The organism is Hydrogenophaga sp., assembly GCF_018780385.1.
Lineage (GTDB): Bacteria > Pseudomonadota > Gammaproteobacteria > Burkholderiales > Burkholderiaceae_C > Hydrogenophaga.
Genome location: NZ_JADMJO010000085.1, coordinates 18,029 through 43,285, shown reverse-complemented (window position 1 = coordinate 43,285; position 25,257 = coordinate 18,029). Strand labels below are relative to the sequence as shown.

The following is a 25,257-nucleotide window of genomic DNA, read 5'->3' as shown; positions in this document are numbered from 1 at the left end:
AATCAAGGAGGAGGTGGCCGCAGGCCACCGGGGGACATTCGCGGAGCCGTGCCCCATGGCCGCCGATGACCGGAGCAGCCGGAACGAACCGGAACAGCCAGAGAAATATCTCAGCCCTCCAGCGTCTCCAGCAGTTCCGTCTCGATCTCGATCTGCCGCTTGTTCATCTGCAACTGCGCGCCGCTGATGAGGAACGTGTCTTCCACCCGCTCGCCCAGGGTGGTGATCTTGGCCAGTTGCACGTTGATGTCGTAGCGCGCCAGCACACGTGAAATGCCGTAGAGCAGACCAGCACGGTCACTCGCCGAGACCGACAGCAGCCAGCGCTGGGCCTTCTCGTCGGGTCGCAGATCCACACGCGGCGTGACGGGGAAACTCTTGACCCGGCGCGAGAGCCGGCCCTTCATGGGCGCGGGCAATGGTCCGCACTCGTCGATGGTTTGCGCCAGGTTGTTCTCCACCATGGCGATGAGTTCGCGGTAGTGATCGGAGAGCGTGGGCGCCACCACCTGGAAGGTGTCGAGCGCATGGCCGGTGAGCGTGGTGTGAACGCGCGCATCGAGGATGCTGAAGTTCGAGCTGTCGAAATAACCGCAGATGCGCGCAAACAGGTCGTGCTGGTCGGGTGCATACACCAGCACTTGCAGGCCTTCGCCCTCGGGCGAGAGGCGGGCGCGCACGATGGCACGGTCCGGGATGTCGCCTTCGGGCACCGGTTTGCCGGCCGCCTTGGTGGCGGTGTGTGCGATCTGCCGGGTCAACACGCGCGTGTGCCAGGCAATTTCGTCGGCCTGGTGGCGCATGAAGTAGCTCACGTCCAGCGTGTCCCACAGCGCCTTGTGCGCCATGTGCGGCAAAGCATGCAGCGCCAGCATCGAGAGCGCCTCGCGCTTGCGGCCTTCGATCACGGCACCGGGGTCGGGCGCACGGCCGCCAAGCGCTCGCAATGTGTAGCGGTACAGGTCTTCGAGCAGCTTGCCTTTCCAGGCGTTCCAGACCTTCGGGCTGGTGCCGCGGATGTCGGCCACGGTGAGCAGGTACAGCGCCGTGAGGTAACGCTCGTTGCCCACGCGCTGGGCGAATGCGCTGATCACGTCCGGGTCGCTCAGGTCTTCCTTCTGCGCCATGCGGCTCATGGTGAGGTGTTCGGCGACAAGGAACTGGATCAGCTTCATGTCTTCGCGGTCGATGCCGTGCTGGTGGCAGAAGGTGCGCACGTCGCGCGCGCCCAGGTCCGAATGGTCACCACCGCGGCCCTTGGCGATGTCGTGGAACAGCGCTGCGATGTAGAGGATCCAGGGCTTGTCCCAGCCGGCGGCCAGCTGCGAGCAGAACGGGTATTCGTGTGAATGTTCGGCAATGAAGAAGCGGCGCATGTTGCGCAACACCATCAGGATATGCTGGTCGACCGTGTAGACGTGGAACAGGTCGTGCTGCATCTGGCCGACGATGTGGCGGAACACCCAGAGGTAGCGGCCCAGCACCGAGGTCTGGTTCATCATGCGCAGAGCATGGGTGATGCCCTCGGGCTCCTGGAGGATCTGCAGGAACTGCTTGCGGTTGACCGGGTCGGCGCGAAAGCGCGCGTTCATGACCGGCCGGGCGTTGTAGAGCGCGCGCAACGTGCGCGCGGAAAACCCCTTGATCCCCACCGTGGTCTGGTAGATGTGGAAGGTCTCCAGGATCGCGTGCGGCTGCTGCACGTACAGGTCGTCGCTGACCACTTCGAGCATGCCGCCCTTGTCGTAGAAGCGCGCGTTCAGTGGCCGCAGGCGATCCACGCCGGCCATGTCGTCCTGCAGGCGCTCCTGGATGTTGAGCAGCAGGATCTGGTTGAGCTGGGTCACGGCCTTGGCGGCCCAGTAGTAGCGCTTCATGAGCGCCTCGCTCGCGCGGCGTATGCCCCTGGCCATGGGGGCCGTGTGGGGCTGGCCCGAGGGGCCGGCGGTGATGACGGCGGGGATCTGCGCCTTGAAACCGAACGATTCGGCCACCGCGGTCTGCAGGTCGAACACCAGGCGGTCTTCGCGTCGGTTGGCCAGCAGATGCAGTCGCGCCCGGATCAGGCTGAGCAGGGCCTCGTTGGCCTTGATCTGGCGCGCTTCCAGCGGCGTGGCCAGGCCTTTGCGGGCCAACTCGTCCCAGCTGCGGCCCAGGCCGGCAGCCTTGGACACCCACAAAATGATCTGCAGGTCGCGCAGACCACCCGGCGACTCCTTGCAGTTGGGTTCCAGCGAATAGGGGGTGTTTTCGTACTTGGTGTGGCGCTGGCGCATCTCCAGCGTCTTGGCCACGAAGAAGGCCTTGGGGTCCATGGTCTCGCCGAGGTGCGTCACCAGGCGGTTGAAGGCGTTTTTGCTGCCACAGATGAGGCGGCTCTCGAGCATCGAGGTCTGTACCGTCACATCCTTGGCCGCTTCATCCACGCAGTCGCTCACCGAGCGAACGCTCGACCCGATCTCCAGGCCGAGGTCCCAGCAAGCGCCAATGAAACCTTCAAGCCGCCTCTTGAGCTCGGCATCTTCGTCGGGCTGCGCACCATCGGGCAGCAACACCAGCACGTCCACGTCGGAAAAGGGGAACAACTCGCCGCGGCCATAGCCTCCCACTGCGATCAAGGAGAACCCGGTGCCGAAACCGGCCCGGCCCCAGAGTTCGCGCAGGGTCTGGTCTGTCAGCCGCGAAAGCTGCTGCAGCGCCTGGCGCACGCCACGGGTGGACGCGCCCTGATCACGCAACAGCGCAAACAGGGCGGTCTTGTCGCCGCGGTAACGCAGGCGCAGCGCGCCGATGTCGCCCGCCGGCGCCAGAGGGGCGTCCATGGGCTCAGGCGGCCACGGCGGCCGCTGGCTTCACGAAGGCCGGCGGTGGCAGACTGCCGGCCGACAAGGTGAGCACCTCGTAGCCGGTTTCGGTGACCAGCACGGTGTGTTCCCACTGGGCCGAGAGCGAGCGGTCGCGCGTGACGATGGTCCAGCCGTCGCCCGCTTCCTTGATGTCGCGCTTGCCGGCATTGATCATGGGCTCGATGGTGAAGGTCATGCCGGGTTTGAGTTCTTCGAGCGTGCCCGGGCGGCCGTAGTGCAGCACCTGGGGGTCTTCGTGGAACTTCTGGCCGATGCCGTGTCCGCAGAACTCACGCACCACCGAGAAGCCATTGCCTTCGGCAAAGGTTTGAATGGCATGACCGATGTCGCCCAGGCGGATGCCCGGCTTGACCATCACGATGCCTTTCCACATGGCTTCATAAGTCACTTGGGTCAGCCGGCGTGCTTGCACCGAACAGGCCGCTTCGCCACCGATCAGGTACATGCGGCTGTTGTCGCCGAACCAGCCGTCCTTGATGACGGTGACGTCCACATTGAGGATGTCGCCTTTTTTCAGCGGTTTCTCGTTGGGGATGCCGTGGCAGACCACGTGGTTGATGGAGGTGCAGAGGTGGCCCGGGTAGGGCGGGTAACCGCTGGGCTGGTAGCCGATGGTGGCCGAGACCGTGCCCTGCTGCTTCATGAACTCGGCCGCGAGGCGGTCGATCTCGAGGGTGGTCACGCCCGGCTGGATCAGCGGCGTGAGGTAGTCCAGCACTTCGGAGGCCAGGCGGCAAGCCACCCGCATGCCTTCGATGCCCGCTTCGTCTTTGTAGGTGATGCTCATGGACGCAGATTATCCCACCGGGCCATGCGGCGCAGGGTATCGGCGGCGATGACTGGGCGGGCCACGCGGGTAAAATCGGCGCTCCGCCCAACCCCCGGGTCTACGCACCTCAGGCTCCCAACGTGTCCCTGCACCTGCGCACTTTTGATGGCGGCAATGCCATCAGCGACTTCAAAGTCCAGCAACTCCTGCCCCGTCTGGCAGCCCTCTCCGACAAAATCACCGGCCTCTCGGCCCGCTTCGTGCACCTGGCCGCCTTCGACGGCGAGCCCGATGCGGCCCTGGTGGCCCGTGTGGGTGAACTTCTGACCTACGGTGAACCCGCCACCCAGGCGCACGGCAAGCTCGAAGCCGCCGGCGCACCGGCCCTGCTGGTGATGCCGCGCCTGGGCACGGTCTCTCCCTGGGCTTCCAAGGCCACCGACATTGCGCACAACTGCGGGCTGGCGCTGCACCGGGTGGAGCGGCTGGTGGAATTCCGCCTGCAGCTCAAGAGCGGCCTGCTGGGCAAAGCCAGCCTCTCGCCCGAGCAGCTGCGCGCTGTGGCCGACCTGCTGCACGACCGCATGACGGAAAACGTCTCGCTCGACCGCAGCCAGGCCCAGGCCCTGTTCACCGAGCTGCACGCATCAAGCATGGAGCAGGTGGATGTGCTGGGCGGTGGCCGCTCGGCGCTGGAGCGCGCCAACACCGACTGGGGTCTGGCCCTGGCCATTGATGAGATCGACTACCTGGTGACCGCGTTCACCGGCCTCAAGCGCAACCCGACCGACGTCGAACTGATGATGTTCGCGCAGGCCAACAGCGAGCACTGCCGCCACAAGATCTTCAACGCGCAGTTCACCATCGACGGCGTGGCGCAGGACAAGAGCCTGTTCGGCATGATCCGCCACACCCACCTGCTCGCGCCCCAGCACACGGTGGTGGCGTATTCGGACAACGCCTCCATCATGGAAGGCAGCGTGGTCGAACGTTTCGTGGCGCGCGCGGGCGGTGAGGCCTCGCCCGCCTATGCGGCAGAAACAGCCACGCACCACGTGCTGATGAAGGTGGAAACCCACAACCACCCGACCGCGATCTCCCCGTTCCCCGGTGCATCCACCGGCGCGGGCGGCGAGATCCGCGACGAGGGCGCGACCGGCCGCGGCTCCAAGCCCAAGGCCGGCCTGACCGGCTTCACCGTCTCCAAACTCTGGGGCGGTTTGACCGACCAGCCGGGCGGCAAGCCCGAGCACATCGCCAGCCCGCTGCAGATCATGACCGAGGGCCCGCTGGGCGGCGCGGCCTTCAACAACGAGTTCGGCCGGCCGAGCCTGCTGGGCTACTTCCGCGAGTACGAGCTCGCTGTGGACGGCGTGCAGCGCGGGTATCACAAGCCCATCATGATTGCCGGTGGTGTCGGCGTGATCGACGCGACGCAGACGAAAAAGATCGAGTTCCCGGCCGGCTCGCTGCTGATCCAGCTCGGCGGCCCGGGCATGAAGATCGGCATGGGCGGCAGCGCGGCCAGCTCCATGGCCACCGGCACCAACGCCGCCTCGCTCGATTTCGATTCCGTGCAGCGCGGCAACCCCGAGATCGAACGCCGCGCGCAGGAGGTCATCAACCACTGCTGGCAGCAAGGCGCCAACAACCCCATTCTGGCGATCCACGACGTGGGCGCGGGCGGTCTGTCGAACGCATTCCCCGAACTGACCAACGACGCGGGACGCGGGGCGCGCTTCGATTTGCGCGCCGTGCCGCTGGAAGAAAGCGGCCTGGCGCCCAAGGAAATCTGGTGCAACGAAAGCCAGGAGCGTTACGTGCTGGCGATCGCACCCGAATCGCTGGAGGTCTTCAAGGCCTTCTGCGAGCGCGAGCGCTGCCCGTTTTCCGTGATCGGCGTCGCCACCGAAGAACGCCAACTGGTGCTGGCCGACATTCCCGTTTTCCCTGACGACACCCCCGTTCGCCCTGAGCCTGTCGAAGGGCTCGCCAACACCGATGGAGGGGCTTCGACAGGCTCAGCCCGAACGGAAGTTGGCTCAGCCCGAACGGGGATGGCGGTCGACATGCCCATGAACGTGCTGCTGGGCAAACCGCCCAAGATGCACCGCGACGTCAAGACCTTGGCCCGCGCGCCGGCGCCCCTGGACCTCACCGGTGTGGACCTGCGGAAGGCCGTGATCGACGTGCTGAGCCACCCCACCGTGGCCTCCAAGCGTTTCCTCATCACCATCGGCGACCGCACCGTGGGCGGCCTGTCGCACCGCGACCAGATGGTCGGCCCCTGGCAGGTGCCGGTGGCCGACTGCGCCGTGACCCTGGCCGACTTCAAAGGCTTCGCGGGCGAAGCCATGAGCATGGGCGAGCGCACGCCGCTGGCCGCGCTCGACGCGGCCGCCTCGGGCCGCATGGCGGTGGCCGAGGCCATCACCAACCTGCTGGCCGCGCCCATCGAACTGCCGCGCGTGAAGCTCTCCGCCAACTGGATGGCCGCCTGCGGTGAACCGGGCGAAGACGCCGCGCTGTACGAAACGGTGAAAGCCGTCGGCATGGAACTCTGCCCGGCGCTGGGTATTTCCATCCCTGTGGGCAAGGACAGCCTGTCCATGCGCACGCAGTGGCAAGAGGGCGACGAGACCAGGAAGGTGACCTCGCCGGTCAGCCTGATCGTGAGCGCTTTCGCCACGCTGGCCGACGTGCGTGGCACGCTCACGCCGCAGCTCAACAACGCCCTCGAAGACACCACGCTGGTGCTGATCGACCTCGGCAAAGGCCACCACCGCATGGGCGGCAGCGTGCTGGCCCAGGTGCTGGGGCAGGGCGGTGGTGAAGCGCCTGATCTTGATGATGCGCAAGACCTCATCAGCCTGGTGAACGCGGTCAACGCGCTGCGCACGCAAGGCCAGATCCTGGCCTACCACGACCGCAGCGATGGTGGACTGCTGGCCGCCGCGGCCGAGATGGCCTTTGCCGGCCACGTGGGCGTGGCGCTCAACGTGGACCTGCTGGTCACCGAGGGCGACGGCATCAGCGACAGCCGCGCCGAGATGGGCGACGCCAAGAACTGGGCCGGCCAGGTCAGCGCGCGGCGCGAGGAACTCACGCTCAAGGCCCTGTTCAGCGAAGAGCTGGGCGTGCTGCTGCAGGTGAAGACCGAAGACCGCAACGCCGTGATGCAGACCCTGCGCGAGCACGGCCTGTCCAAACACAGCCACTTCATCGGCAAGACGCGCCCGGCCAGCTCGGCCATGGACGCGGGCAAAGGTCAACTGCAAATCTGGCGCGACACCAAGGCCGTGTTCTCTGCCGACCTGTTCGACCTGTACCAGGTCTGGGACAGCGTGAGCTGGAAGATCAACCAGCAGCGCGACAACCCAGTCTGCGCTGATGCAGAGCACGGGGCGGCAGGCCGGCCCGAAGACCCGGGGCTGCACACGACACTGAGCTTCGACCTCACCGACAACGTGGCCGCGCCGTTCCTCAACCTCACGCGGCCGCGGGTCGCGATCCTGCGCGAACAGGGCGTGAACTCGCACGTCGAGATGGCCTACGCCTTCACGCAGGCCGGCTTCGAGGCCTACGACGTGCACATGACCGACCTGCAGACCGGTCGCGCGAAGCTCGCCGATTTCAAAGGTGTGGTGGCCTGCGGCGGCTTCAGCTACGGCGACACGCTGGGCGCGGGCATTGGCTGGGCGCGCAGCATCACCTTCAACCCGGCGCTGTCCGACCAGTTCAAGGCCTTCTTCGCCCGCACCGATACGTTTGGTCTGGGTGTGTGCAACGGCTGCCAGATGTTTGCCGAGCTGGCCGACATCATTCCCGGCGCTGAGGCCTGGCCGCGCTTCACCACCAACCAGAGCGAGCGCTTCGAAGCGCGCCTGTCGATGGTGGAAGTGCTCAACTCGCCCAGCCTGTTCCTGGCCGGCATGGCCGGCAGCCGCCTGCCGATCGCGGTGGCCCACGGCGAGGGCTATGCCAATTTCCACCACCGCGGCGACGCAGCCAAAGCGATTGCCGCGATGCGCTTCACCGACAACACCGGCGCGGCCACCGAGGCCTACCCGTTCAACCCCAACGGCAGCCCGGGCGGCCTCACGGCCGTGACCACGGCCGACGGTCGATTCACGGCCATGATGCCGCACCCCGAGCGCGTGTTCCGCAACATCCAGATGAGCTGGACCGACCAGGACCCGGCAGCCCACAGCGCCTGGATGCGTCTCTGGCGCAACGCGCGCAAGTGGGTGGGGTGAGATGAACACCCCCCGCGCCGCCTTCGGCGCCTCCCCCCTCTCTCGCCTTCGGCGGGAGGGGGGCGACACCTGGGGCCGGCGAAGCCGGACCCTCGGTGTCCCTGGGTGCGGCGTTGCTTCGCTCGTGGCGGGTCTCGCTGGCTGACAGGAGCAACCCATGCCACGCACGCTCGAACTGGATGGCGACGCGGTCCACGACTACGCCCGCGACGGCGCCGTGGTGCTGCGCGGCGTCTTCAACGCCCCTGAGCTGGCCCTGCTCGAACGCGGCATAGAGCACAACCTCGCGCACCTGAGCCCGCTTGCCCTGGTGGCCAGCGAGCCCGACGACCCGGGCCGTTTCGTCGAGGACTTCTGCACCTGGCAGGACAACCCGGCCTACCAGCAGATCCTCAGCGGTTCGGCCCTGCCGCACATCGCGACACAACTGATGCAAAGCCGCAGCGCGCGGCTCTACCACGACCACCTGCTGGTGAAAGAACCGGGCACGCGCCAGCCCACGCCCTGGCACCAGGACCAGCCCTACTACAACGTGAGCGGCCGCCAGAACGTGAGCTTCTGGATTCCCGTGGACCCGGTGCCATTGGCGAGCACGCTGCGTTTCGTGGCCGGTTCGCACGCGGGCACCTGGTACATGCCGCGCACCTTCCGCGACCAGCAGGCCCGGTGGTTCCCCGAAGGCACGCTGGCCGAGCTGCCCGCGATCGACGCCGAGCCCGAGCGCTTCCGCCAGTTGGCATGGGCGCTGGAGCCCGGCGACTGCGTGGCCTTCCACATGCTCAGCCTGCACGCCTCCAGCGGGGTCGGGCCGGGGCAGCGGCGGCGGGTGTTTTCTGCACGCTACCTGGGCGACGATGCGCGTCACGCCCCTCGGCCTTGGCGCACCTCTCCCCCGTTTCCCGGCCTGACCGAGCGCATGGCCGATGGCGCCTTTCTTGACGATCCGCTTTTCCCACCCGTCTGGCCTGTGCCCTGACACCACCCATTCCCAAGGAAACGACCCATGGCCGGAAGCAGCTTGCTTTTGTTGATCGACGACATCGCCACCATCCTCGACGATGTGGCGGTGATGACCAAGGTCGCGGCCCGCCAGGGCATGGCCGCGGCCGATGACGTCGCCGTGATGACCAAGCTGGCCGCCCAGAAGACGGCAGGCGTGCTCGGCGACGACCTCGCGCTCAACGCGCAGCAGGTCACCGGCGTGAAGGCTGACCGGGAGCTGCCGGTGGTCTGGGCGGTGGCCAAGGGTTCGATGATCAACAAGGCGATCCTGGTGCCGGCAGCACTGCTCATCAGCGTGGTGGCGCCCTGGGCGATCACGCCGCTGCTCATGATCGGCGGATTGTTCCTGTGCTACGAGGGGGTGGAAAAGCTCGTGCATGCCTTCGGCGCCCACAAGGCTGAAGACGAGGCCGAGCACGCCAAGCTGCTGGAGGCCGTCGCCGACGAAAACGTGGATCTGGTGGCCTTCGAGAAGGAGAAGATCAAGGGCGCGGTGCGCACCGATTTCATCCTCTCGGCCGAGATCATCGTGATCAGCCTGGGCACCGTGGCGGCTGCCAGCATGGGCCAGCGCGTGGCCGTGCTGGTGGGCATCTCGCTGCTCATGACCGTGGGCGTGTACGGCCTGGTGGCCGGCATCGTCAAGCTCGACGACCTGGGTCTGTACCTCAACCAGCAGATCCAGGGCTGGAAGCAGGCGATCGGGCGCGGCATTCTGGCCGCGGCACCCTGGCTCATGAAGACGCTCTCGGTGGTGGGCACCGCCGCGATGTTTCTGGTGGGCGGCGGCATCCTGGTGCACGGTGTGCCGGCGGTGGGCCATGGCATCGAGGACTTCGCCGCGGGCCTGGGCTGGGTCGCGCCCGTGGTGACCAACCTGGCCGGGGCGCTGGTCGGCGTGGTGGCCGGCGCTGTGGTGTTGCTCGTGGTGGGCCTCATCGGCCGTTTGCGCGGCAGCAAGCCCAAGGCGGCTTGAGCCCGATGTCCCCCCGGCTGGGGATGGCAAGCGCCGGGGTAGCGTCCTAGAATGATCCGGTCGGTCCGGGCGCCTTGGCGCTCGCTGGACCAGACACCGGACACCGCACCGCCTGGCGGTGACACCTGGGGTCTTCGCCACATGGACGGGATCTTCATCAGCTACCGCAGGGACGATTCGGCTGGCTATGCCGGGCGCCTCTATGACCGGTTGTCCGCGCACTTCGGTGCCGAGCGGGTGTTCATGGATGTCGAGGGCATCGAACTCGGCACCGACTTCGTCACTGCCATCGAGAAGGCGGTGGGCTCCTGCAAGGTTCTCATGGTCGTCATCGGTGACGAATGGTTGAGCACCACCGACCCCACCGGGCGCCGGCGACTCGACGACCCCCACGATTTTGTGCGCCTGGAAACCCGCGTGGCGCTGGAGCGCGAGATCCGCGTGGTGCCGGTGCTGGTGGGCGGCGCACTCATGCCGCGCGCAGACGAACTGCCCGAAGAACTCAAATCGCTGGCGCGGCGGCAAGCCATCGAGATCAGCCACAAGCAGTGGGATGCGTCCACGCGCGAACTGATACGGGCACTCAACATCATGCTCGGGCAGCGGGCGGACACAGGGATCACCGTGCCGGGCGACCTGCCCGAGGTGCAGCGTGAACCCCTGGCCCTTGCCAGCATGCCTTTGCCGGCTTCGTCTGCGAGTTCGTCAGCCAGGCGCGGTGGGTGGCTGTTGGGGGCGGGTGCGGGAGCCGTTGTGCTGGGGGCGTCCGTGTGGGTGGGGCTGCGGGGCGAGGACCAGCCTGCGCGCCAGTTGTCCTCTACACCCATGCTGACCGCAGCGACCACCCCACCACCCGAAGCACCGGTGGTGGTCGCAGCGGCGCCAGTGAGGTCACCTGCGTTGGCGGCGTCGCGGCCCACCGCGCAGGTGGCAGCGGCGCGAGAGAGTCCTTCAGAGTCCGCGCCAGCCCTGGTGGCCGCAGCCCCTGCACGCAGCCCGGACGTCGCGAGCCCGGTCAACGTTGCGTTACCGCGACCGGGCGAAAGCTGGACCTACCGCACCAGTGGCAAATGGCCCACCAGCCCCCGCCGCGACATCGTGATTTCGGTGCAATCGATGCGCGATGGCCTCGTGACGGACGCGCTGCGTGCCGATGCCGAAGCGCGCGTCGTCGGTGACTCGCGCCGCGCCATGGGCGGCCGCCCCGGATTTCTCAAGTGGGATCAGCTTGGTCTGGAGTACAGCCCCTATCTCGGCGCCTTCCGTGACCTGAGCACCCTGGGCGCCCTGAGTGATTTCGCGACCCCGGACGTGGACACCTGGGGCCAGTGGCACTCGCAGGCCAAGGTGCTGGGGCGCGAGACAGTGAACGTGCCGGGAGGCACCTTCGAGGCCTTCAAGGTCGAGGTTTGGAGCAGCCGCAGTGCCACCGGTGGCGCCACCCAGGCGGCGATCGAGCCGGTGCGCATCCACTACCTCGTCTGGTACGCGCCTCAGGTCAAGCGCTACGTGAAGATGCAGCGGCGCGTGATCAGCGCGGCCAACCGTGAAATCGAGAAAGATCTGTTCGAACTGGTGGCGCACCGCTGAACCGCCACCGCTTGACCTGCGTCAATGCGCCGGGCGGTGGTCTGCCTAGACTGGCTCCATGCGCCGGGGACTCGCCCGGTGCTCCGCCAAGGAGACACCATGGCCACCCCAGCCCACCCCACGCATGGCGAGAATGCGCCGCTGAGCACCTTCACCGACTGCCATGTCGGCATCCTCAAACGCCTCAAGGCGCTCGACGGCCTGCCGGCCCTGCTGAAGCCCGCTGCCCAGGCGCGCCAGATCGCCGCGGACTCGCTGGCGTTCTTTCGCGAAGCGATCTTCGAGCACCACCTCGACGAGGAACGCGACCTGTTTCCAGCCGTGCTGGCCAGTGCCCAGGCGGGCGCCGAGCGCGACCATGTGCAGCACATGACCGAACGCCTCACGCGTGAGCATCGCGCCATTGAATCGCTCTGGAAGGGTCTGGAGAAAGCGCTCAAGCGCGTGGGCAAGGGCCAGGATGCCGACCTGGATGTCGACGAGTTGCACCAGCTCGTGGCCGCCTATGCCGCCCACGCGGGCTACGAGGAAACGGAGTTCCTGCCTTTGTCGGAGACCATCCTCGGCCGCAACAGCAACCACATGGCAGCGCTCGGCCTCTCGCTGCACATGAAGCACGTGCGGCAACCGACCGCCTACATCTGACACGCCGGCGCGCGCAGGGCAGAATCCGGTGGAATTCCCAACCACTGGAGATTGCCCTTGACCTCAGCCACCGACCCCGCGACCACCTCCATCGTGCTCGTGCACGGCGCCTGGCATGGCGCCTGGTGCTGGAGCCGGGTGCTGCCCCTGCTGCGCAGTGCAGGTGTGGACAGCCACGCCGTCACGCTCACCGGCGTGGGTGAACGCGCCCATTTGATGTCGCCCGGCATCGATCTGCACACCCACATCCAGGACGTGATCGGGTTGATCGAAGCCGAAGAGCTGCAGCGCGTGGTGCTGGTCGGGCACAGCTACGCGGGCATGGTGATCACCGGTGTGGCCGACCGCCTGCAGCGCGAGCGCCCCGGCCTGCTGGCACACCTGGTGTATCTCGATGCCGCGCTGCCATACCCGGGCGACAGCTGGAGCAGCCACCACTCAGCCGAGACGAAGCAAACGCGCACCGAGGCGTCGAAACCCAGCGGCGGTCTGAGCTTTCCGCCGCCCGATGCCGCCGTGTTTGGCCTGAGCGGCGCCGACCGGGATTGGGTCAACCGGCGCCAGACACCGCAGCCCTTCCGCCTGTACCTGCAGCCGCTGGCCTTCAATGCCGCGCGGGTGGACGCGCTGCCCCGCACCTTCATCGACTGCATCCAGCCTGCGCTGGCCACCATCGCCCCGTCGCGCGTGCGGGTGCGCAGCGAGCCCGGCTGGAACGTGGTGGAGATGGCCACCGGCCATGATCCCATGGTCAGCGAACCCGCGGCGCTCAGCCAGATCCTGCGGAACATCCACGCCAGCGCCTGAGATCGCCATGGCGCAACCGACGGCGCAGCGCCTGGAGCACATCGACCTGCTGCGCGCCGCCGCCATGCTGTGGATGACGGCCTACCACTTCTGCTTCGACCTGAACTTCTTCCGCCTGATCCGCGAAGACTTCTACCGCGACCCGTTCTGGACGTGGCAGCGCACCGCCATCGTGAGCCTGTTCCTGTTCACCGCCGGCCTCTCTCAGGCCGTGGCGGTGCACCAGGGGCAGACCTGGGCGCGCTTCTGGCGGCGCTGGCTGCAGGTGGCGGGTGCCGCCTTGCTGGTCACCGCCGGTTCGCTGTTGGTGTTCCCAGGCAGCTTCATTTACTTCGGCGTGCTGCACAGCATCGCGGTCATGCTCATCGTCGTTCGCCTGACGGCCGGGTGGGGCGCCTGGCTGTGGCTGCTCGGGGCGCTGGCCGTCGGTCTGAAGTGGGCTGCCCCATCGATCATCGTGGCCTGGCCCGCGCTGGAGGTGTTCAACACGCCGTGGCTGAACTGGCTGGGCTTCATCAGCCGAAAGCCCGTGACCGAAGACTATGTGCCCTTGTTGCCGTGGCTGGGGGTGATGTGGTGGGGTGTGGCGGCGGGGCGCTGGGCGTTGCGGAGCCACCTGCAGTGGCTGGGCGCCGGCAAGCCGGCCGCAGGGTTGCGCCGCCTCCCGATCCTGATGGGCCGTTGGAGCCTGACCTATTACCTGCTGCATCAGCCTTTGCTCATGGGCTTGATCTGGCTGGGTATGCAGCTCACCTGAAACAAAAAAAGCGCGGGGGTTCCGCGCTTTTTTTCAAGCCGCAAGGCTGTGTTATTCGATCTTTGCCTTCTCGCGCAATGATTTCTGGAACTCGGTGAGTTTTTGCTGCTGCATCTGCTGGGCGATCTGCGGCTTGATGTCTTCCATCTTCGGCAGTTCGGCCTGGCGGATGTCGTCCACGCGGATGATGTGCCAGCCGAACTGGGTTTTCACCGGCACCGGGGTGGTCTGGCCCTTCTCGAGCTTGACCATGGCTTCGGAGAATTCGGGCACGTAGCTGGCGGCGGCGGCCCAGTCGAGGTCGCCCCCGTTGGCGCCGGAGCCTGGGTCCTTGGACTGCTTCTTGGCGATGTCTTCGAACTTGCCCTTGCCCTTGAGCGAAGCAATGATGGCCTTGGCTTCGTCTTCCTTCTCCACCAGGATGTGGCGGGCGCGGTATTCCTTGCCACCGTTGGCCGCGACGAACTTGTCGTACTCGGCTTTGATGTCGGCGTCCGTCACCGGGTTCTTGGCCTGGAAGTCGGTGAACAGCGAGCGGATCATGATGGTCTGGCGGGCGAGTTCGAGCTGGTTCTTGAACTCGTCCGTGGCGCCGATGCCGCGCTTCTGGGCTTCCTGCATGAAGATCTCGCGCAGGACCACTTCTTCCTTGAGTTGGGCGCGCACGGTGTCGTCCACCGGGCGGCCGGTGGCGGCGATCTGCTTGGCCAGCACCTCGAGACGCTCGGTCGGCACGGCCTTGCCGTTGACGATGGCGACGTTCTGGGCGGATGCACTGAACGCGGTGGCGATGAGCACGGCCGCGGTCAGGGCCGAGAGGGAAAATTTCATGGTGTTCCTCGGGGTGTAAAAGGGTTTGGAGCCGCGACGACCGGGTGGGTTCAGCAGACTCGTATCAGAACGTAGCGACGGGCTGGCAAGCCGCTTCAGGCCTTGATTTCAATGGCCAACGCATGCAGTCCCGCGTCGGTGAATTTTTGCAGCGCATCATACACAAGGCGGTGCTTGGCGACCCGGCTCAGACCAGCGAAACCAGGGGCTGCAATCCGCACTCGGAAGTGGGTACCGAAGCCCAGGCCGTTGGATCCCGAATGCCCCGCGTGGGCGGCGCTTTCGTCCAGCACTTCCAGGTCGGTTGGGGCCAGCACGGCGCGCAATTGCGCTTCGATCGCGGCCGCGGTGGGCGTTGCAACCTCGCTCATGACTTTTCCACCGGGTCGTCTTTCAGGAAGCGCGAGATGTACACACCCTGACCGACGATGAAGACCACCGGGAAGATGTAGCCCCACAGCTTGAAGTTGACCCAGTCTTCGGTGGAGTAATAGGCCGCCACATAGGCGTTGATGGCCGCCATGAACAGGAAGTAGCCGACCCATGCCACGGTGAGTCTGGCCCACACGCCATCGGGCAGGCTCAGCTGGCTGGCCAGCAGGAGCTTCAGGAAGTTTTTCTTCCAGATCCAGAGGGCTGCCGCCAGCACGATGGCCATGCTCGCGTACAGCACGGTGGGCTTCCACTTGATGAAGCGCTCGTCCTGCAGGAAGAGGGTGAGGGCGCCAAACACCAGAATGAGCACCAGCGTGACCTTTTGCAGCGTCTGCAGCTTGCGGTCGATGGTGTAGATGATCCCGGTCTGCACCAGCGTGGCAACCATGAGGACGGCGGTGGCGGTGTAGATGTCGGCCAACTTGTAGGCCGCCACGAACAGGGCGATGGGAAAGAAGTCGATGAGGAAACGCATCGCAGGATTATCCCCTTTGCTCCACGGCCTTTGCCCGGCGGGGTCAAGCTCCCGGAACTCACAGCGCATCCGGTGGCTCCATACGAATCGCGCATCCACTTTTGGTTTCAAGGAGCACCACCGACATGTCCCCTCAAGAACAACAATCCATCCTCACCATCGCCTTGCTCGCAGGCTTTGCCGATGGTCACAAAGCTGACACAGAGCGCGAGGCGATCCGGCGCATGGCGGAGTCGCTGGGGCAGGAAGACGCCGGCGCCGGCCTGCCGAGGCTGTATCAGGATGTGTTGCTCAAGCGCGTGTCGCTGGGCGACGCGGTGTCGGGTCTGGAAGACGCCGGGCAACGCCAGCTGGCCTATGAAATGGCGGTGTGTGTCTGCGATGCCGATGGTCGGCAGAGCGACGCCGAGCGGACGTTTCTGGCGGATCTGAAGACACGCCTGAAGCTTGATCCGGTGGAGGCGGCGGCGTTCGAGCGCGAGGCCGACGCCATCGTGGATGCGGCGGAAAAGGCCGTGCCGGTCGCAATGCCCGCAGCCGCTGCGGCGGCCCCGGTGGTGGCGGCCACCGTGGCGCCCGGGGTCGATCTGGACAAATCCATCTTGAACTACGCGATGCTCAACGGCGCGCTGGAGCTGCTGCCGCAGTCCTGGGCGTCGATGGCCATCATTCCGTTGCAGGTGAAGATGGTCTATGCCATCGGCAAGGCGCACGGCGTGGAACTGGACCAGGGCCACATCCGCGAGTTCATCGCGGCGGTGGGCGTGGGCCTGACCTCGCAGTACCTGGAGCAGTTCGGGCGCAAGCTGCTGGGCGGTTTGCTCGGCAAGGTCGCGGGTCGCGCCATCGGTGGCATGGGCGGCGCGGCCACCGGTGTGGCGTTTTCATTTGCCACGACCTACGCGCTGGGCCAGGTGGCCAAGCGCTACTACGCAGGTGGGCGGGTCATGAGCACCGCGCTGCTGCAGGAAACCTTTCAGAGCCTGCTCGGCCCGGCCAAGCAGATGCAGACGGAGTATCTGCCGCAAATCCGGCAGAAGGCCGCGACGCTGGACGCCGGGCAGATCATGAAACTTGTGCGGGGAGGCTGACTTCCTGCGACACCATGGCTTCGGCGGCGATGTCCAGCGAGCGCAGTCGCAGCGCCGGGTCGAACAGGTCGCTCACGATCATGAACTCGTCGGCCTGCGTCACGTCGGCCAATGACTGAAGGCCCTCGCGCACCGTGTCGGGGCCGCCAATCACGGCTGCAGCCAGGAAGTCGGCGATACCGGCCTGTTCCTGCGGGTGCAGGTTTTTCATGAAGCCATGCACCGGTGGCGGCAACTGGCCGCGTTTGCCGGTGAGGATGCCCAGCACGCGCTGGTAAGTGCTGCTGGCGAGAAACTCGGCTTCCTCGTCGGTTGGCGTGGCGATCAGCGGCACCCCGATGACCACGTAGGGCTTGGCCAGTTGGGCGGAGGGCTTGAAGTGACTGCGGTACATGTCCAGCGCCTGCAGCAGCATGCGGGGTGCGAAGTGCGAGGCAAACGCATACGGCAGGCCGCGCTCGGCCGCCAGTTGCGCCGAAAACAGGCTCGATCCCAGCAGCCAGATCGGCACGTTGGTGCCGGCACCCGGGTTGGCGATCAAGCGCTGGCCGGGCGTGGCGGGGCCCAGCAGGTGCTGCAGTTCGGCCACGTCGCGTGGGAAGTCGGCCTCGGTCTCCACGCGATCGCGGCGCAGCGCGCGCATGGTGTGCGGGTCGGTGCCGGGCGCGCGGCCCAGGCCCAGGTCGATGCGGCCGGGGTAGAGCTCGGCCAGCGTGCCGAAGGCCTCGGCCACCACCAGCGGCGCGTGGTTGGGCAGCATCACGCCGCCCGAGCCCACGCGCATGTGTTTCGTGCCGCCGGCGATGTGGCCCACCAGCACGGCCGTGGCCGAGCAGGCGATGCCGCTCATGTTGTGGTGCTCGGCGAGCCAGTAGCGGGTGAAGCCCAGCGACTCGGCGTGCTGCGCGGTGCGCAATGCCACCGCGAGGGCGTCGGCCACTGTGCCACCTTCGCGCACGGCGACCAGGTCGAGCATGGACAGGCGGATGTCTTTCAGGTTCTTCATGTGATCTTGTTCAGTCAGGCGGGCAGGAAGCCCTCGATGGAGAGGTATCGCTCCCCGGTGTCGTAGTTGAAGCCCAGCACCACGGCGTTGGCCGGCAGATCGGGCAGTTTTTGCGCGATGGCGGCCAGGGTGGCGCCCGAGGAGATGCCGACCAGCATGCCTTCTTCGCGCGCGCAGCGGCGCGCCATCTCGCGCGCGGGCTCGGCTTCGACCTGGATCACGCCGTCAAGCACGCTGGTGTCGAGGTTGTCGGGAATGAAGCCCGCGCCGATGCCCTGGATGGGGTGGGGCGACGGCTGGCCGCCGGAGATGACGGGCGAGGCCGCCGGCTCCACGGCAAACACCTGGAGCTTGGGCCAGCGCGCCTTGAGCACGCGTGCGCAGCCGGTGATGTGCCCGCCGGTGCCCACGCCCGTGATGAGCACGTCGATGCCGTCGGGGAAATCGGCCGCGATCTCTTCGGCTGTGGTTTGCATGTGCACCGCCACGTTGGCCGGGTTGTTGAACTGCTGCGGCATCCACGCGCCGGGCGTGCTGGCCACGATCTCTTCAGCCCGCGCGATCGAGCCTTTCATGCCCTTCTCGCGCGGCGTGAGGTCGAAGCTCGCGCCGTAGGCCAGCATCAGCCGGCGGCGCTCGACCGACATGCTGTCGGGCATCACCAGAATGAGCTTGTAGCCCTTGACCGCGGCCACCATGGCCAAGCCGATGCCGGTGTTGCCTGAGGTGGGCTCGACGATGGTGCCGCCGGGCTGGAGCGCGCCGCTTTTCTCGGCCGCGTCCACCATGGCCAGGGCGATGCGGTCCTTGATGGAGCCGCCCGGGTTGCTGCGCTCGGACTTGATCCACACCTGCTGCGTGGCCTCGCCAAACAGGCGTTGCATGCGCACGTGCGGCGTGTTGCCGATGGTCTGGAGGATGCTGTCAGCTTTCATGGCGTGTCCTTGGTGGGCGAGTGCTCCAGTGAAGCCGAGTTCATGCAGTAGCGCAAGCCCGTGTCGGTGGGGCCGTCGTCGAACACATGGCCCAGGTGGGCGCCACACTGGCTGCACACGGTCTCCACCCGCACCATGCCGTGGGTGCTGTCGGTGATTTCGGTGATGGCACCGGGCACGGCTTGCGAGAAGCTGGGCCAGCCACAACCGGCGTCGAACTTGGTCTTGGCGTCAAAGAGCATGTTGCCGCAGCAGATGCAGTGGTAGCTGCCATCGGCCCATACCTGTTCGTACTTGCCGGTGTAGGGACGCTCGGTGTGCGCGTGGCGGGTCACGTCGAAGGCACGCGGTTCCGCGCCTTTGGCGGCAAGCGCTTCGCGCCATTCGGCTTCGGTTTTCTGGATGGGGAAGTTCATGTGTTCTCCTGGTTGCTCATGACGAACAGCTGATTTCGATCCCGCTGGCCCAATCGGGTGGAAAGGCGGCGAGGTCTTCTTGGCCGGGGGCTTCTTCAAATGGGCGCTCCAGCGCGTTTTGCAACCGCGCGAGCTCGCTGAAGTCGCCTTGCTTCGCGCGTTGTATGGCGACCTCGCCCAAGTGATTGCGCAGCACCACCTGCGGGTTGGTGTGCAGCATCCGCGCTTGCGTGGCAGAGGCGTCGAAGTCTGGCTGTGCCTGCAGGCGTTCGCGCCAGCGCGTGGCCCAGGCGTCGAAAGCCTCGCGTTGCAGGAACAGGTCGCGCACCGACTCCAAGGTGCCCACCACCGCGTGGCTCAAACGGCGCCAGAAGATGGTGAAGTCCACCGCGTCGGCGGCCATGAGCTTCATCAGCGTCTCGGTCAGCTCGGCGTCGCCGTCTTCCACGCGGTCCAGGCCCAGCTTGGCGTTCATGCGGCGCTGCAGCGCAGCCGGCATGTGGGCCTTGTAGGGCTCCAGTGCGTCCAGCGCCTGCTGCTGGTCGTCCATGAGCGGCAGAAGCGCCTGGCCCAGGGCAAACAGGTTCCAGTAGGCGATGTTGGGCTGGCGGTTGTAGGCGTAGCGCCCGCCGGTGTCCGAGTGGTTGCAGACGTGGGCCGGGTTGAAGGCGTCGAGGAACTGGAACGGGCCGTAGTCGATGGTCAGGCCCAGGATGCTCATGTTGTCGGTGTTCATCACGCCGTGGCAGAAGCCCACGGCCTGCCACTGCGCCACCATCTCGGCGGTGCGCGCGCTCACGGCTTCCAGCAAGGCGGCGTACGGGTTGCCCGGCGCATCGCGGCAAGCCGGATAGAAGTGGTCGATGACGAAGTCGGCCAGGGTGCGCAGCTGGGCGTGCTGGCCGCTGTGCGAGAAGTGTTCGAAGTGGCCGAAACGGATGAAGCTGGGCGCCACGCGCGTGACCACCGCTGCGGTCTCGATCTCTTCGCGGCGTACCGGCGCGGGCGAGCCCGTCACGCACAGCGCGCGGCTGGTGGGAATGCCCAGCGCGTGCATGGCCTCGCTGCAGAGGAATTCGCGGATGGAACTGCGCAAAACGGCGCGGCCATCGCCCATGCGCGAGTAGGGCGTGAGGCCCGCGCCCTTCAGTTGCACTTCCTGTGGGCCCGAGGCGGTGTCCACCTCGCCGAGCAGGATGGCGCGGCCGTCGCCCAGCTGGCCGGCCCAGTGGCCGAACTGGTGGCCGCTGTACACGCTGGCCAGGGGCTGCGTGCCAGCTATGGCAAGGTTGCCGGTGAAGGCATCGAGTGCGGCCGGGGACGCGAGCCATGCCCGGTCCAGGCCCAGCAGGTCGGCCACCGCCGGGCTGGTGCCCACCCAGTGGGGCGCGGGCAGGGGGGTGGGGGAGAGCAGGGTGTGGAAGGCTTCGCCCAGGCTGGCGAATCGGTTGTGCCAGGCCAGGCCGATATCCAGGCTGGCGGCCATGTCGACGGGTCGGTTCATGCCCGCCATTGTCCCCATAGCGCCCGACATGGCGTGGTGCAGGGTCAATCCGGCTCGGTCAGCGGCTCGGTGACGAGCAGGCGCGCACGGTACTGGCCCGGCGACACGCCGAACCAACGCTTGTTGGCCCGGAAGAAGTTGCTCTGGTCGGCAAAGCCCAGCAGGTCGGCCACCTGGCCCAGCGTGTAGCGCGCTTCGGCCAGGTACTTCTGGGCCAGGTCGCGCCGCGCGTCGTCGAGCAACTGCTGGAAGCTGGTGTGCTCTTCGTGCAGGCGGCGCTGCAGGGTGCGGTCGGCCATGGCCAGGCTGATGGCGATGTCTTCGCGGCGCGGTTCGCCCAGGTGCAGGCGGCGAATGACTTCCTCGGTCACGCGGTGGCCGGTGCTGGCGTTGCCCAGTTGCACCATGCGCGCCTCGATCACGCGCTGGTGCATGTCGAACAGCACCGGGTCGCTGGAGGGCAGGCTCCTGTCCAGGTCCGTGTTGTCGAGCAGCAAGCGGGTGGCGGGCTGGTTGAAGCGCACCGGGCAGCCGAAGGCGCGCAGGTAGGGGCCGGTGTCCACCGGCTCGGGGAAGATGAATTCGGCGGCCCGCGGCTGCACGTCGCGCCGCGTGATCCAGCGGCACAGCGTGGCCAAGGCGAGCAGGCCGTATTCCTGGCGCTGGCGCGGCACCGGGCGCGTGTTGCCGATGTGGCCCAGCACCAGCCAGCATTGCTGCGCCCCCTGCGGTTCCAGTTCAAAAGTGGCCGCATCGGAGATCACCGCCAGGTAGCGCGCGAAGTTCTGCAGGCCGGCCTTGAGCGTCGGGCTGGCCAGCATGATGTAGCCGACCATGCCGAAGTTGACGTGGCGGCTCGCAAGTTCGCTGTCCATCCCCAGCGCCGGATTGCCCGACCACGCCACCGCGAGCTCCCACAGGTGGCTGATGTCCTCGACGTCCAGGCGGGCGTCAGGCTTGTTCAGTTGCGCAATGTCGAGGCCGGCCGACTCGAACAGGCGCGTCACGTCCAGGCCCTGAGACGCGAACATCTCGGCGATGCCCTTGACCCAGGTGACGGAGCTGGTCCTTTTCATGGGGGGTGGTGTCCTGAAGTCAGTCGATTGGCCATGTTGCGATAGCGGCGTTCGGGCCATGCGTTCCTAGAATTTCCCGAGCGGTTTGTGCCGCCGCCGAGGACCGGATTCAACGGGATTTCGACGCGCCGCGCAAGCTGTTGTTTACCCCCGAAAACAGGAGACAAGACATGATCAAGAAGACACCGACGTGGGTGGGTTGGGGTGCGGGCGCCGCCTGCTTGTTGCTCGCCGCGTGTGGCGGTGGCTCGGAGGCCCCGCCACCCGAAGTTCCTCAACCCGAGGTTCGCCAGCTTGTTTACGGCACGGTGCAGGGCAGCAACCAGGCCAGCACCACCGGCACCTACGCCTGGAAGGGCATCCCGTATGCCCAGCCGCCGGTGGGGGCGTTGCGCTGGAAGGCGCCGGTGGCGCCGGTCGCCTGGACCGGCACACGCCAGACCACAAGATTCGGACATGCCTGCCTGCAGAACGGCCGCATCTACGGCCCGGGCACGAACAACACCTACGACGCCACCATCGCATCCACGCTCAACACCCCGGTGGGCAACGAAGATTGCCTCACGCTCAACGTGTGGCGCCCCGCCAGCGACACCACCGGTCTGCCGGTGATCGTGTTCGTCTACGGGGGCAGCAACATCTCTGGCTACACCGCGGACCCGGTGTACGACGGCGCCGCCCTGGCCCGCACGGCGAACGCGGTGGTGGTGACTCTGAACTACCGCGTGGGCGTGCTGGGCTTCATGAACCTGCCGCAGCTCAAAACCGGCCTGGACAGCGCCGAGGACTCGGGCAACTTCGCGTTGCTCGACATCGTGCAGGCGCTGAAGTTCGTGCAGCAGAACGCGTCGGTTTTTGGTGGCAACGCTGGCAACGTGACACTGATGGGGCAGTCGGCCGGCGCGATCAATGTCTGGGCGCTGATGGCCTCGCCGCTGGGCGCAGGCCTCTTTCACAAAGCCGTGCCGCTGTCGGGTGGCATCTCGCTGGCAAGCAACCTGCCGCCGGGCAGCATTCCCACGCTGAACCCGGCCAGCACCTACCTGGCGCAGGGCAACAACTTGCTGGCGCGCCTGGTGATCGCCGATGGCTTGGCGATCGACCTCCTCGCTGCACAGGCCTGGATCGCCTCGCAGACGTCAACCCAGATCGCGGACTACCTGCGCGGCAAGGCCGGCGGAACCATCCTCACCACCGTGCTGGCGAACGGCCTCACCGGCTCGGGCCCCATCCCCGACGGCACCGTGTTGCCCACCGACCCGATCGCCGCCATGGCGGCCGGCCACTACAACAGGGTGCCCGTGCTCGCCGGCAACACGGGCGAGGAGGGCAAGCTGTTCGCGCCCTTCCTCACCCTGTTCGGTGGCCCGCCGGGCTTCAAGATCAACGATGCCGACCGCTTCAACCTGATGGCCGCCTTCAACCCCGACGCGCCCACGCTGTTGACCGAGGGCGACATCATCACGGCCGACTACGTGCCCTCGAACACCCCGCTGACCGGCTGGTCCGCCCGCACCGCGCAGTTGGCCGCCGCCTTCATGGCGCCCAGCCGGGACAATGTGCTCGACACCCTCAAGGCGCATCAGGCAGACCTCTGGTACTACAAGTTTGACTGGGCGAAGGAGCCCGCGCCCTGGAACACGGTGTATGGGGCCGCCCATGCGTTCGACCTGCCGTTTCTCTTCGGCAACTTCGGACCCTCGGTGTTCTCCAACGCCACCAACAGCACCGCCAACCAGCCCGGCCGGCTGGCCCTCTCGGCCCGCATGATGGCCACGCTGGGCAGCTTCGCGCGCACCGGCAACCCCAACCACGCCACGCTCGGCGCCACCTGGCAACCGTGGCCTGGCCAGTTGCACTTCGATGCGTCACTCACCGACGCGCAGATCACCGCGGTGCCCTGAATGGTTCCATTCCCTTCGTTTGCCGCAATGCTGCATGGAGGCCGACCGACAGTTCATGTCCCGGAATGGACACCGAGGGCCTTCCTCCCGTGGAAGCCCTCGGTGACCGTGCAGATCAAACCGCTACGATGAAGCCGATTCCAAAAAACTTCATCGACAGGAGACTCCCCATGCTGGGACAAATGCAGAACCAACCCCTTTTGATTTCCACACTGATCGTGCACGCCGAGCGGCACCACGCCAGCGGCGAGATCGTGTCCCGCCGTGTCGAGGGCGACATCCACCGCAGCAACTGGGGCCAGATCGCCGTGCGCTCCCGCAAGGTGGCCAACGCACTGAACGCCCTCGATCTGGCCTTTGGTGACCGCGTGGCCACTCTGGCCTGGAACGGCTACCGCCACCTGGAGCTGTATTTCGGCGTCAGCGGCACCGGCCATGTGCTGCACACGCTCAACCCGCGCCTGCACCCCGACCAGCTCACCTGGATCGTGAACCACGCCGAAGACAAGGCGATCTGCTTCGACATGACCTTTCTGCCGCTGGTGAAGGCGGTGGCGGCCAAGTGCCCCACGGTCAAGCACTGGATCGCGCTGTGCGACGCCGACAAGCTGCCCGCTGATAGCGGCCTGCCGGGTCTGCAGAGCTACGAGGCGTGGATCGGCAAGCAGCCCGACACCTACCACTGGCCCACGTTTGACGAGAACTCGGCCTCCAGCATGTGCTACACGAGCGGCACCACCGGCAACCCCAAGGCCGCGCTCTACTCGCACCGCTCCACCATCCTGCACGCGTTCACCGCTGCACTGCCCGATGCGCTGAGCCTGAGCGCGCGCGACAGTGTGTTGCCGGTCGTGCCCATGTTCCACGTCAATGCCTGGGGCCTGCCGTATTCAGCGGCGGCCACTGGCTGCAAACTGGTGTTCCCCGGCCCGGCGATGGACGGCAAGTCGATCTACGAACTGCTGGAGTCCGAGAAGGTGACCATGGCCGCGGGCGTGCCCACGGTGTGGCAGATGCTGCTGGGCCACCTGCAGGCCGGTGGCCTGAAGTTCAGCACGCTCAAGAGCACCGTGATCGGTGGTTCTGCCTGCCCGCCCGCGATGATGAAGGCCTTCAACGACCAGTACGGCGTGGCCGTGATCCATGCCTGGGGCATGACGGAAATGTCGCCACTGGGCACGGTGTGCTCGCTGAAAAACGCGCAGATGGCGCTGCCAGCGGAAGAGCAGCACAAGGTGCTGCTCAAGCAGGGCCGCGCGGTGTACGGCGTGGACATGAAGATCGTCGACGATGCCGGCGAAGAGCTGCCTTGGGACGGCAAGAGCTACGGCGACCTGCTGGTGCGCGGGCCCTGGATCATTGCGAGCTACTTCAAGGGCGAGGGCGGCGACCCGCTGCAGTACGACGCGCAGGGTCAGGGCTGGTTCCCGACCGGCGACGTCGCCACCATTGACGCCGACGGCTTCATGCAGATCACCGACCGCAGCAAGGACGTGATCAAGTCCGGCGGCGAGTGGATCAGCTCGATCGACGTGGAGAACATTGCGATGGCCCACCCGGCCATTGCCATGGCGGCCTGCGTGGGCATGCGACACCCGAAGTGGGACGAACGGCCCATCGTGGTGGTCGTGAAGAAGCCCGGCACCGAGGTCACGCGCGAGGAACTGCTGGCCTTCTACGAGGGCAAGACCGCCAAATGGCAGATCCCGGACGACGTGGTGTTCGTCGACGCGATTCCGCTGGGCGCCACCGGCAAGATGCAGAAGATGACGCTGCGTCAACAGCTCAAGGACTACGTGCTCCCCGGGATCTGAGGACACATTTCCGACAGGTGGAGTCGCCCGGACCGCCACCGTCGTCCCCCCACAGTCGCCAGCGCGATAGCCCCTAGGGGCTATCCCTGAGTGCTGCACCG

General features: G+C 66.7%; 20 protein-coding genes. 10 read left to right on the top strand and 10 right to left on the bottom strand.

The window, feature by feature from the left end; genetic code table 11:
• Positions 1–110 precede the first annotated feature (110 nt).
• Positions 111–2,822, bottom strand: coding sequence for a [protein-PII] uridylyltransferase (locus IV113_RS20850; protein ID WP_291088985.1), 2,712 nt, complete (start codon positions 2,820–2,822; stop codon positions 111–113).
• 4 nt (positions 2,823–2,826) lie between these two features.
• Positions 2,827–3,654, bottom strand: a complete 828-nt coding sequence (map, locus tag IV113_RS20845) for a type I methionyl aminopeptidase (RefSeq protein ID WP_291088982.1) — start codon at positions 3,652–3,654, stop codon at positions 2,827–2,829.
• Positions 3,655–3,776: 122 nt separating this feature from the next.
• On the opposite strand from map, the gene purL reads away from it, so the two are divergent.
• The 7 genes from purL to IV113_RS20810 all read left to right on the top strand — a co-directional run bounded on the left by purL (position 3,777) and on the right by IV113_RS20810 (position 13,669).
• The gene (purL, locus tag IV113_RS20840) at positions 3,777–7,892 is read left to right on the top strand and encodes a phosphoribosylformylglycinamidine synthase (protein WP_291088979.1); all 4,116 of its coding nucleotides are present in this window, start codon (positions 3,777–3,779) and stop codon (positions 7,890–7,892) included.
• A gap of 157 nt (positions 7,893–8,049) precedes the next feature.
• Complete coding sequence (locus IV113_RS20835) at positions 8,050–8,868, top strand: phytanoyl-CoA dioxygenase family protein (RefSeq protein WP_291088977.1); 819 nt, start codon at positions 8,050–8,052, stop codon at positions 8,866–8,868.
• A gap of 27 nt (positions 8,869–8,895) precedes the next feature.
• Positions 8,896–9,870 (top strand): DUF808 domain-containing protein, encoded by a 975-nt coding sequence (locus tag IV113_RS20830; RefSeq protein WP_291088975.1) that lies wholly within the window; start codon positions 8,896–8,898, stop codon positions 9,868–9,870.
• 141 nt (positions 9,871–10,011) lie between these two features.
• Complete coding sequence (locus IV113_RS20825) at positions 10,012–11,460, top strand: toll/interleukin-1 receptor domain-containing protein (RefSeq protein ID WP_291088972.1); 1,449 nt, start codon at positions 10,012–10,014, stop codon at positions 11,458–11,460.
• A 99-nt stretch (positions 11,461–11,559) separates the two neighbouring features.
• A complete protein-coding gene (locus IV113_RS20820) occupies positions 11,560–12,105 on the top strand; it encodes a hemerythrin domain-containing protein (RefSeq protein ID WP_291088969.1) in 546 nt (181 codons plus the stop codon).
• Between the two features lie 57 nt (positions 12,106–12,162).
• A complete protein-coding gene (locus tag IV113_RS20815; RefSeq protein WP_291088966.1) occupies positions 12,163–12,912 on the top strand; it encodes an alpha/beta hydrolase in 750 nt (249 codons plus the stop codon).
• Between the two features lie 7 nt (positions 12,913–12,919).
• Positions 12,920–13,669: a heparan-alpha-glucosaminide N-acetyltransferase gene (locus IV113_RS20810; RefSeq protein ID WP_291088963.1), complete on the top strand. Its 750-nt coding sequence runs from the start codon at positions 12,920–12,922 to the stop codon at positions 13,667–13,669.
• A 51-nt stretch (positions 13,670–13,720) separates the two neighbouring features.
• Here IV113_RS20810 and IV113_RS20805 read toward each other — a convergent pair whose 3' ends face one another.
• The 3 genes from IV113_RS20805 to IV113_RS20795 form a co-directional block, all read right to left on the bottom strand.
• Positions 13,721–14,500, bottom strand: a complete 780-nt coding sequence (locus IV113_RS20805) for a peptidylprolyl isomerase (RefSeq protein ID WP_291088960.1) — start codon at positions 14,498–14,500, stop codon at positions 13,721–13,723.
• Positions 14,501–14,595: 95 nt separating this feature from the next.
• Positions 14,596–14,871 carry a BolA family protein gene (locus IV113_RS20800; protein ID WP_291088957.1) on the bottom strand — a complete coding sequence of 92 codons (276 nt, stop codon included), beginning with the start codon at positions 14,869–14,871 and terminating at the stop codon, positions 14,596–14,598.
• On the bottom strand, positions 14,868–15,410 hold the full coding sequence (locus tag IV113_RS20795; protein ID WP_291088954.1) for a septation protein A: 543 nt from the start codon (positions 15,408–15,410) through the stop codon (positions 14,868–14,870). The genes IV113_RS20800 and IV113_RS20795 overlap by 4 nt, the downstream gene beginning before the upstream one ends.
• A 125-nt stretch (positions 15,411–15,535) precedes the next feature.
• Here IV113_RS20795 and IV113_RS20790 point away from each other — a divergent pair, with 125 nt between their 5' ends.
• Positions 15,536–16,501: a DUF533 domain-containing protein gene (locus IV113_RS20790; protein WP_291088951.1), complete on the top strand. Its 966-nt coding sequence runs from the start codon at positions 15,536–15,538 to the stop codon at positions 16,499–16,501.
• On the opposite strand, the gene IV113_RS20785 is transcribed toward IV113_RS20790, so the two are convergent.
• The 5 genes from IV113_RS20785 to IV113_RS20765 are packed head-to-tail and all read right to left on the bottom strand — an operon-like array spanning position 16,476 to position 21,438.
• Positions 16,476–17,507: an LLM class flavin-dependent oxidoreductase gene (locus IV113_RS20785; RefSeq protein WP_291088948.1), complete on the bottom strand. Its 1,032-nt coding sequence runs from the start codon at positions 17,505–17,507 to the stop codon at positions 16,476–16,478. The genes IV113_RS20790 and IV113_RS20785 overlap by 26 nt on opposite strands.
• A gap of 14 nt (positions 17,508–17,521) precedes the next feature.
• Positions 17,522–18,442 carry a cysteine synthase A gene (cysK, locus tag IV113_RS20780; RefSeq protein WP_291088945.1) on the bottom strand — a complete coding sequence of 307 codons (921 nt, stop codon included), beginning with the start codon at positions 18,440–18,442 and terminating at the stop codon, positions 17,522–17,524.
• On the bottom strand, positions 18,439–18,858 hold the full coding sequence (gene msrB / locus IV113_RS20775) for a peptide-methionine (R)-S-oxide reductase MsrB (RefSeq protein WP_291088943.1): 420 nt from the start codon (positions 18,856–18,858) through the stop codon (positions 18,439–18,441). The genes cysK and msrB overlap by 4 nt, the downstream gene beginning before the upstream one ends.
• A gap of 16 nt (positions 18,859–18,874) precedes the next feature.
• Positions 18,875–20,362 carry a protein adenylyltransferase SelO gene (locus tag IV113_RS20770; protein ID WP_291088941.1) on the bottom strand — a complete coding sequence of 496 codons (1,488 nt, stop codon included), beginning with the start codon at positions 20,360–20,362 and terminating at the stop codon, positions 18,875–18,877.
• A 44-nt stretch (positions 20,363–20,406) separates the two neighbouring features.
• The gene (locus tag IV113_RS20765; RefSeq protein WP_291088939.1) at positions 20,407–21,438 is read right to left on the bottom strand and encodes an AraC family transcriptional regulator; all 1,032 of its coding nucleotides are present in this window, start codon (positions 21,436–21,438) and stop codon (positions 20,407–20,409) included.
• Positions 21,439–21,608: 170 nt separating this feature from the next.
• On the opposite strand from IV113_RS20765, the gene IV113_RS20760 reads away from it, so the two are divergent.
• Both IV113_RS20760 and IV113_RS20755 read left to right on the top strand, forming a co-directional pair.
• On the top strand, positions 21,609–23,342 hold the full coding sequence (locus IV113_RS20760; protein WP_291088937.1) for a carboxylesterase family protein: 1,734 nt from the start codon (positions 21,609–21,611) through the stop codon (positions 23,340–23,342).
• 170 nt (positions 23,343–23,512) lie between these two features.
• Positions 23,513–25,156: a 3-(methylthio)propionyl-CoA ligase gene (locus IV113_RS20755; RefSeq protein ID WP_291088934.1), complete on the top strand. Its 1,644-nt coding sequence runs from the start codon at positions 23,513–23,515 to the stop codon at positions 25,154–25,156.
• Positions 25,157–25,257: the final 101 nt, after the last annotated feature.

Bases quoted from the DNA above. Each gene is read 5' to 3' on its own strand.
- IV113_RS20850 (WP_291088985.1), bottom strand. From the start codon at position 2,822: ATGGACGCCCCTCTGGCGCCGGCGGGCGACATCGGCGCGCTGCGCCTG.
- map (WP_291088982.1), bottom strand. From the start codon at position 3,654: ATGAGCATCACCTACAAAGACGAAGCGGGCATCGAAGGCATGCGGGTG.
- IV113_RS20835 (WP_291088977.1), top strand. From the start codon at position 8,050: ATGCCACGCACGCTCGAACTGGATGGCGACGCGGTCCACGACTACGCC.
- IV113_RS20830 (WP_291088975.1), top strand. From the start codon at position 8,896: ATGGCCGGAAGCAGCTTGCTTTTGTTGATCGACGACATCGCCACCATC.
- IV113_RS20825 (WP_291088972.1), top strand. From the start codon at position 10,012: ATGGACGGGATCTTCATCAGCTACCGCAGGGACGATTCGGCTGGCTAT.
- IV113_RS20820 (WP_291088969.1), top strand. From the start codon at position 11,560: ATGGCCACCCCAGCCCACCCCACGCATGGCGAGAATGCGCCGCTGAGC.
- IV113_RS20810 (WP_291088963.1), top strand. From the start codon at position 12,920: ATGGCGCAACCGACGGCGCAGCGCCTGGAGCACATCGACCTGCTGCGC.
- IV113_RS20805 (WP_291088960.1), bottom strand. From the start codon at position 14,500: ATGAAATTTTCCCTCTCGGCCCTGACCGCGGCCGTGCTCATCGCCACC.
- IV113_RS20800 (WP_291088957.1), bottom strand. From the start codon at position 14,871: ATGAGCGAGGTTGCAACGCCCACCGCGGCCGCGATCGAAGCGCAATTG.
- IV113_RS20795 (WP_291088954.1), bottom strand. From the start codon at position 15,410: ATGCGTTTCCTCATCGACTTCTTTCCCATCGCCCTGTTCGTGGCGGCC.
- IV113_RS20790 (WP_291088951.1), top strand. From the start codon at position 15,536: ATGTCCCCTCAAGAACAACAATCCATCCTCACCATCGCCTTGCTCGCA.
- IV113_RS20785 (WP_291088948.1), bottom strand. From the start codon at position 17,507: ATGAAGAACCTGAAAGACATCCGCCTGTCCATGCTCGACCTGGTCGCC.
- cysK (WP_291088945.1), bottom strand. From the start codon at position 18,442: ATGAAAGCTGACAGCATCCTCCAGACCATCGGCAACACGCCGCACGTG.
- msrB (WP_291088943.1), bottom strand. From the start codon at position 18,858: ATGAACTTCCCCATCCAGAAAACCGAAGCCGAATGGCGCGAAGCGCTT.
- IV113_RS20770 (WP_291088941.1), bottom strand. From the start codon at position 20,362: ATGAACCGACCCGTCGACATGGCCGCCAGCCTGGATATCGGCCTGGCC.
- IV113_RS20765 (WP_291088939.1), bottom strand. From the start codon at position 21,438: ATGAAAAGGACCAGCTCCGTCACCTGGGTCAAGGGCATCGCCGAGATG.
- IV113_RS20760 (WP_291088937.1), top strand. From the start codon at position 21,609: ATGATCAAGAAGACACCGACGTGGGTGGGTTGGGGTGCGGGCGCCGCC.
- IV113_RS20755 (WP_291088934.1), top strand. From the start codon at position 23,513: ATGCTGGGACAAATGCAGAACCAACCCCTTTTGATTTCCACACTGATC.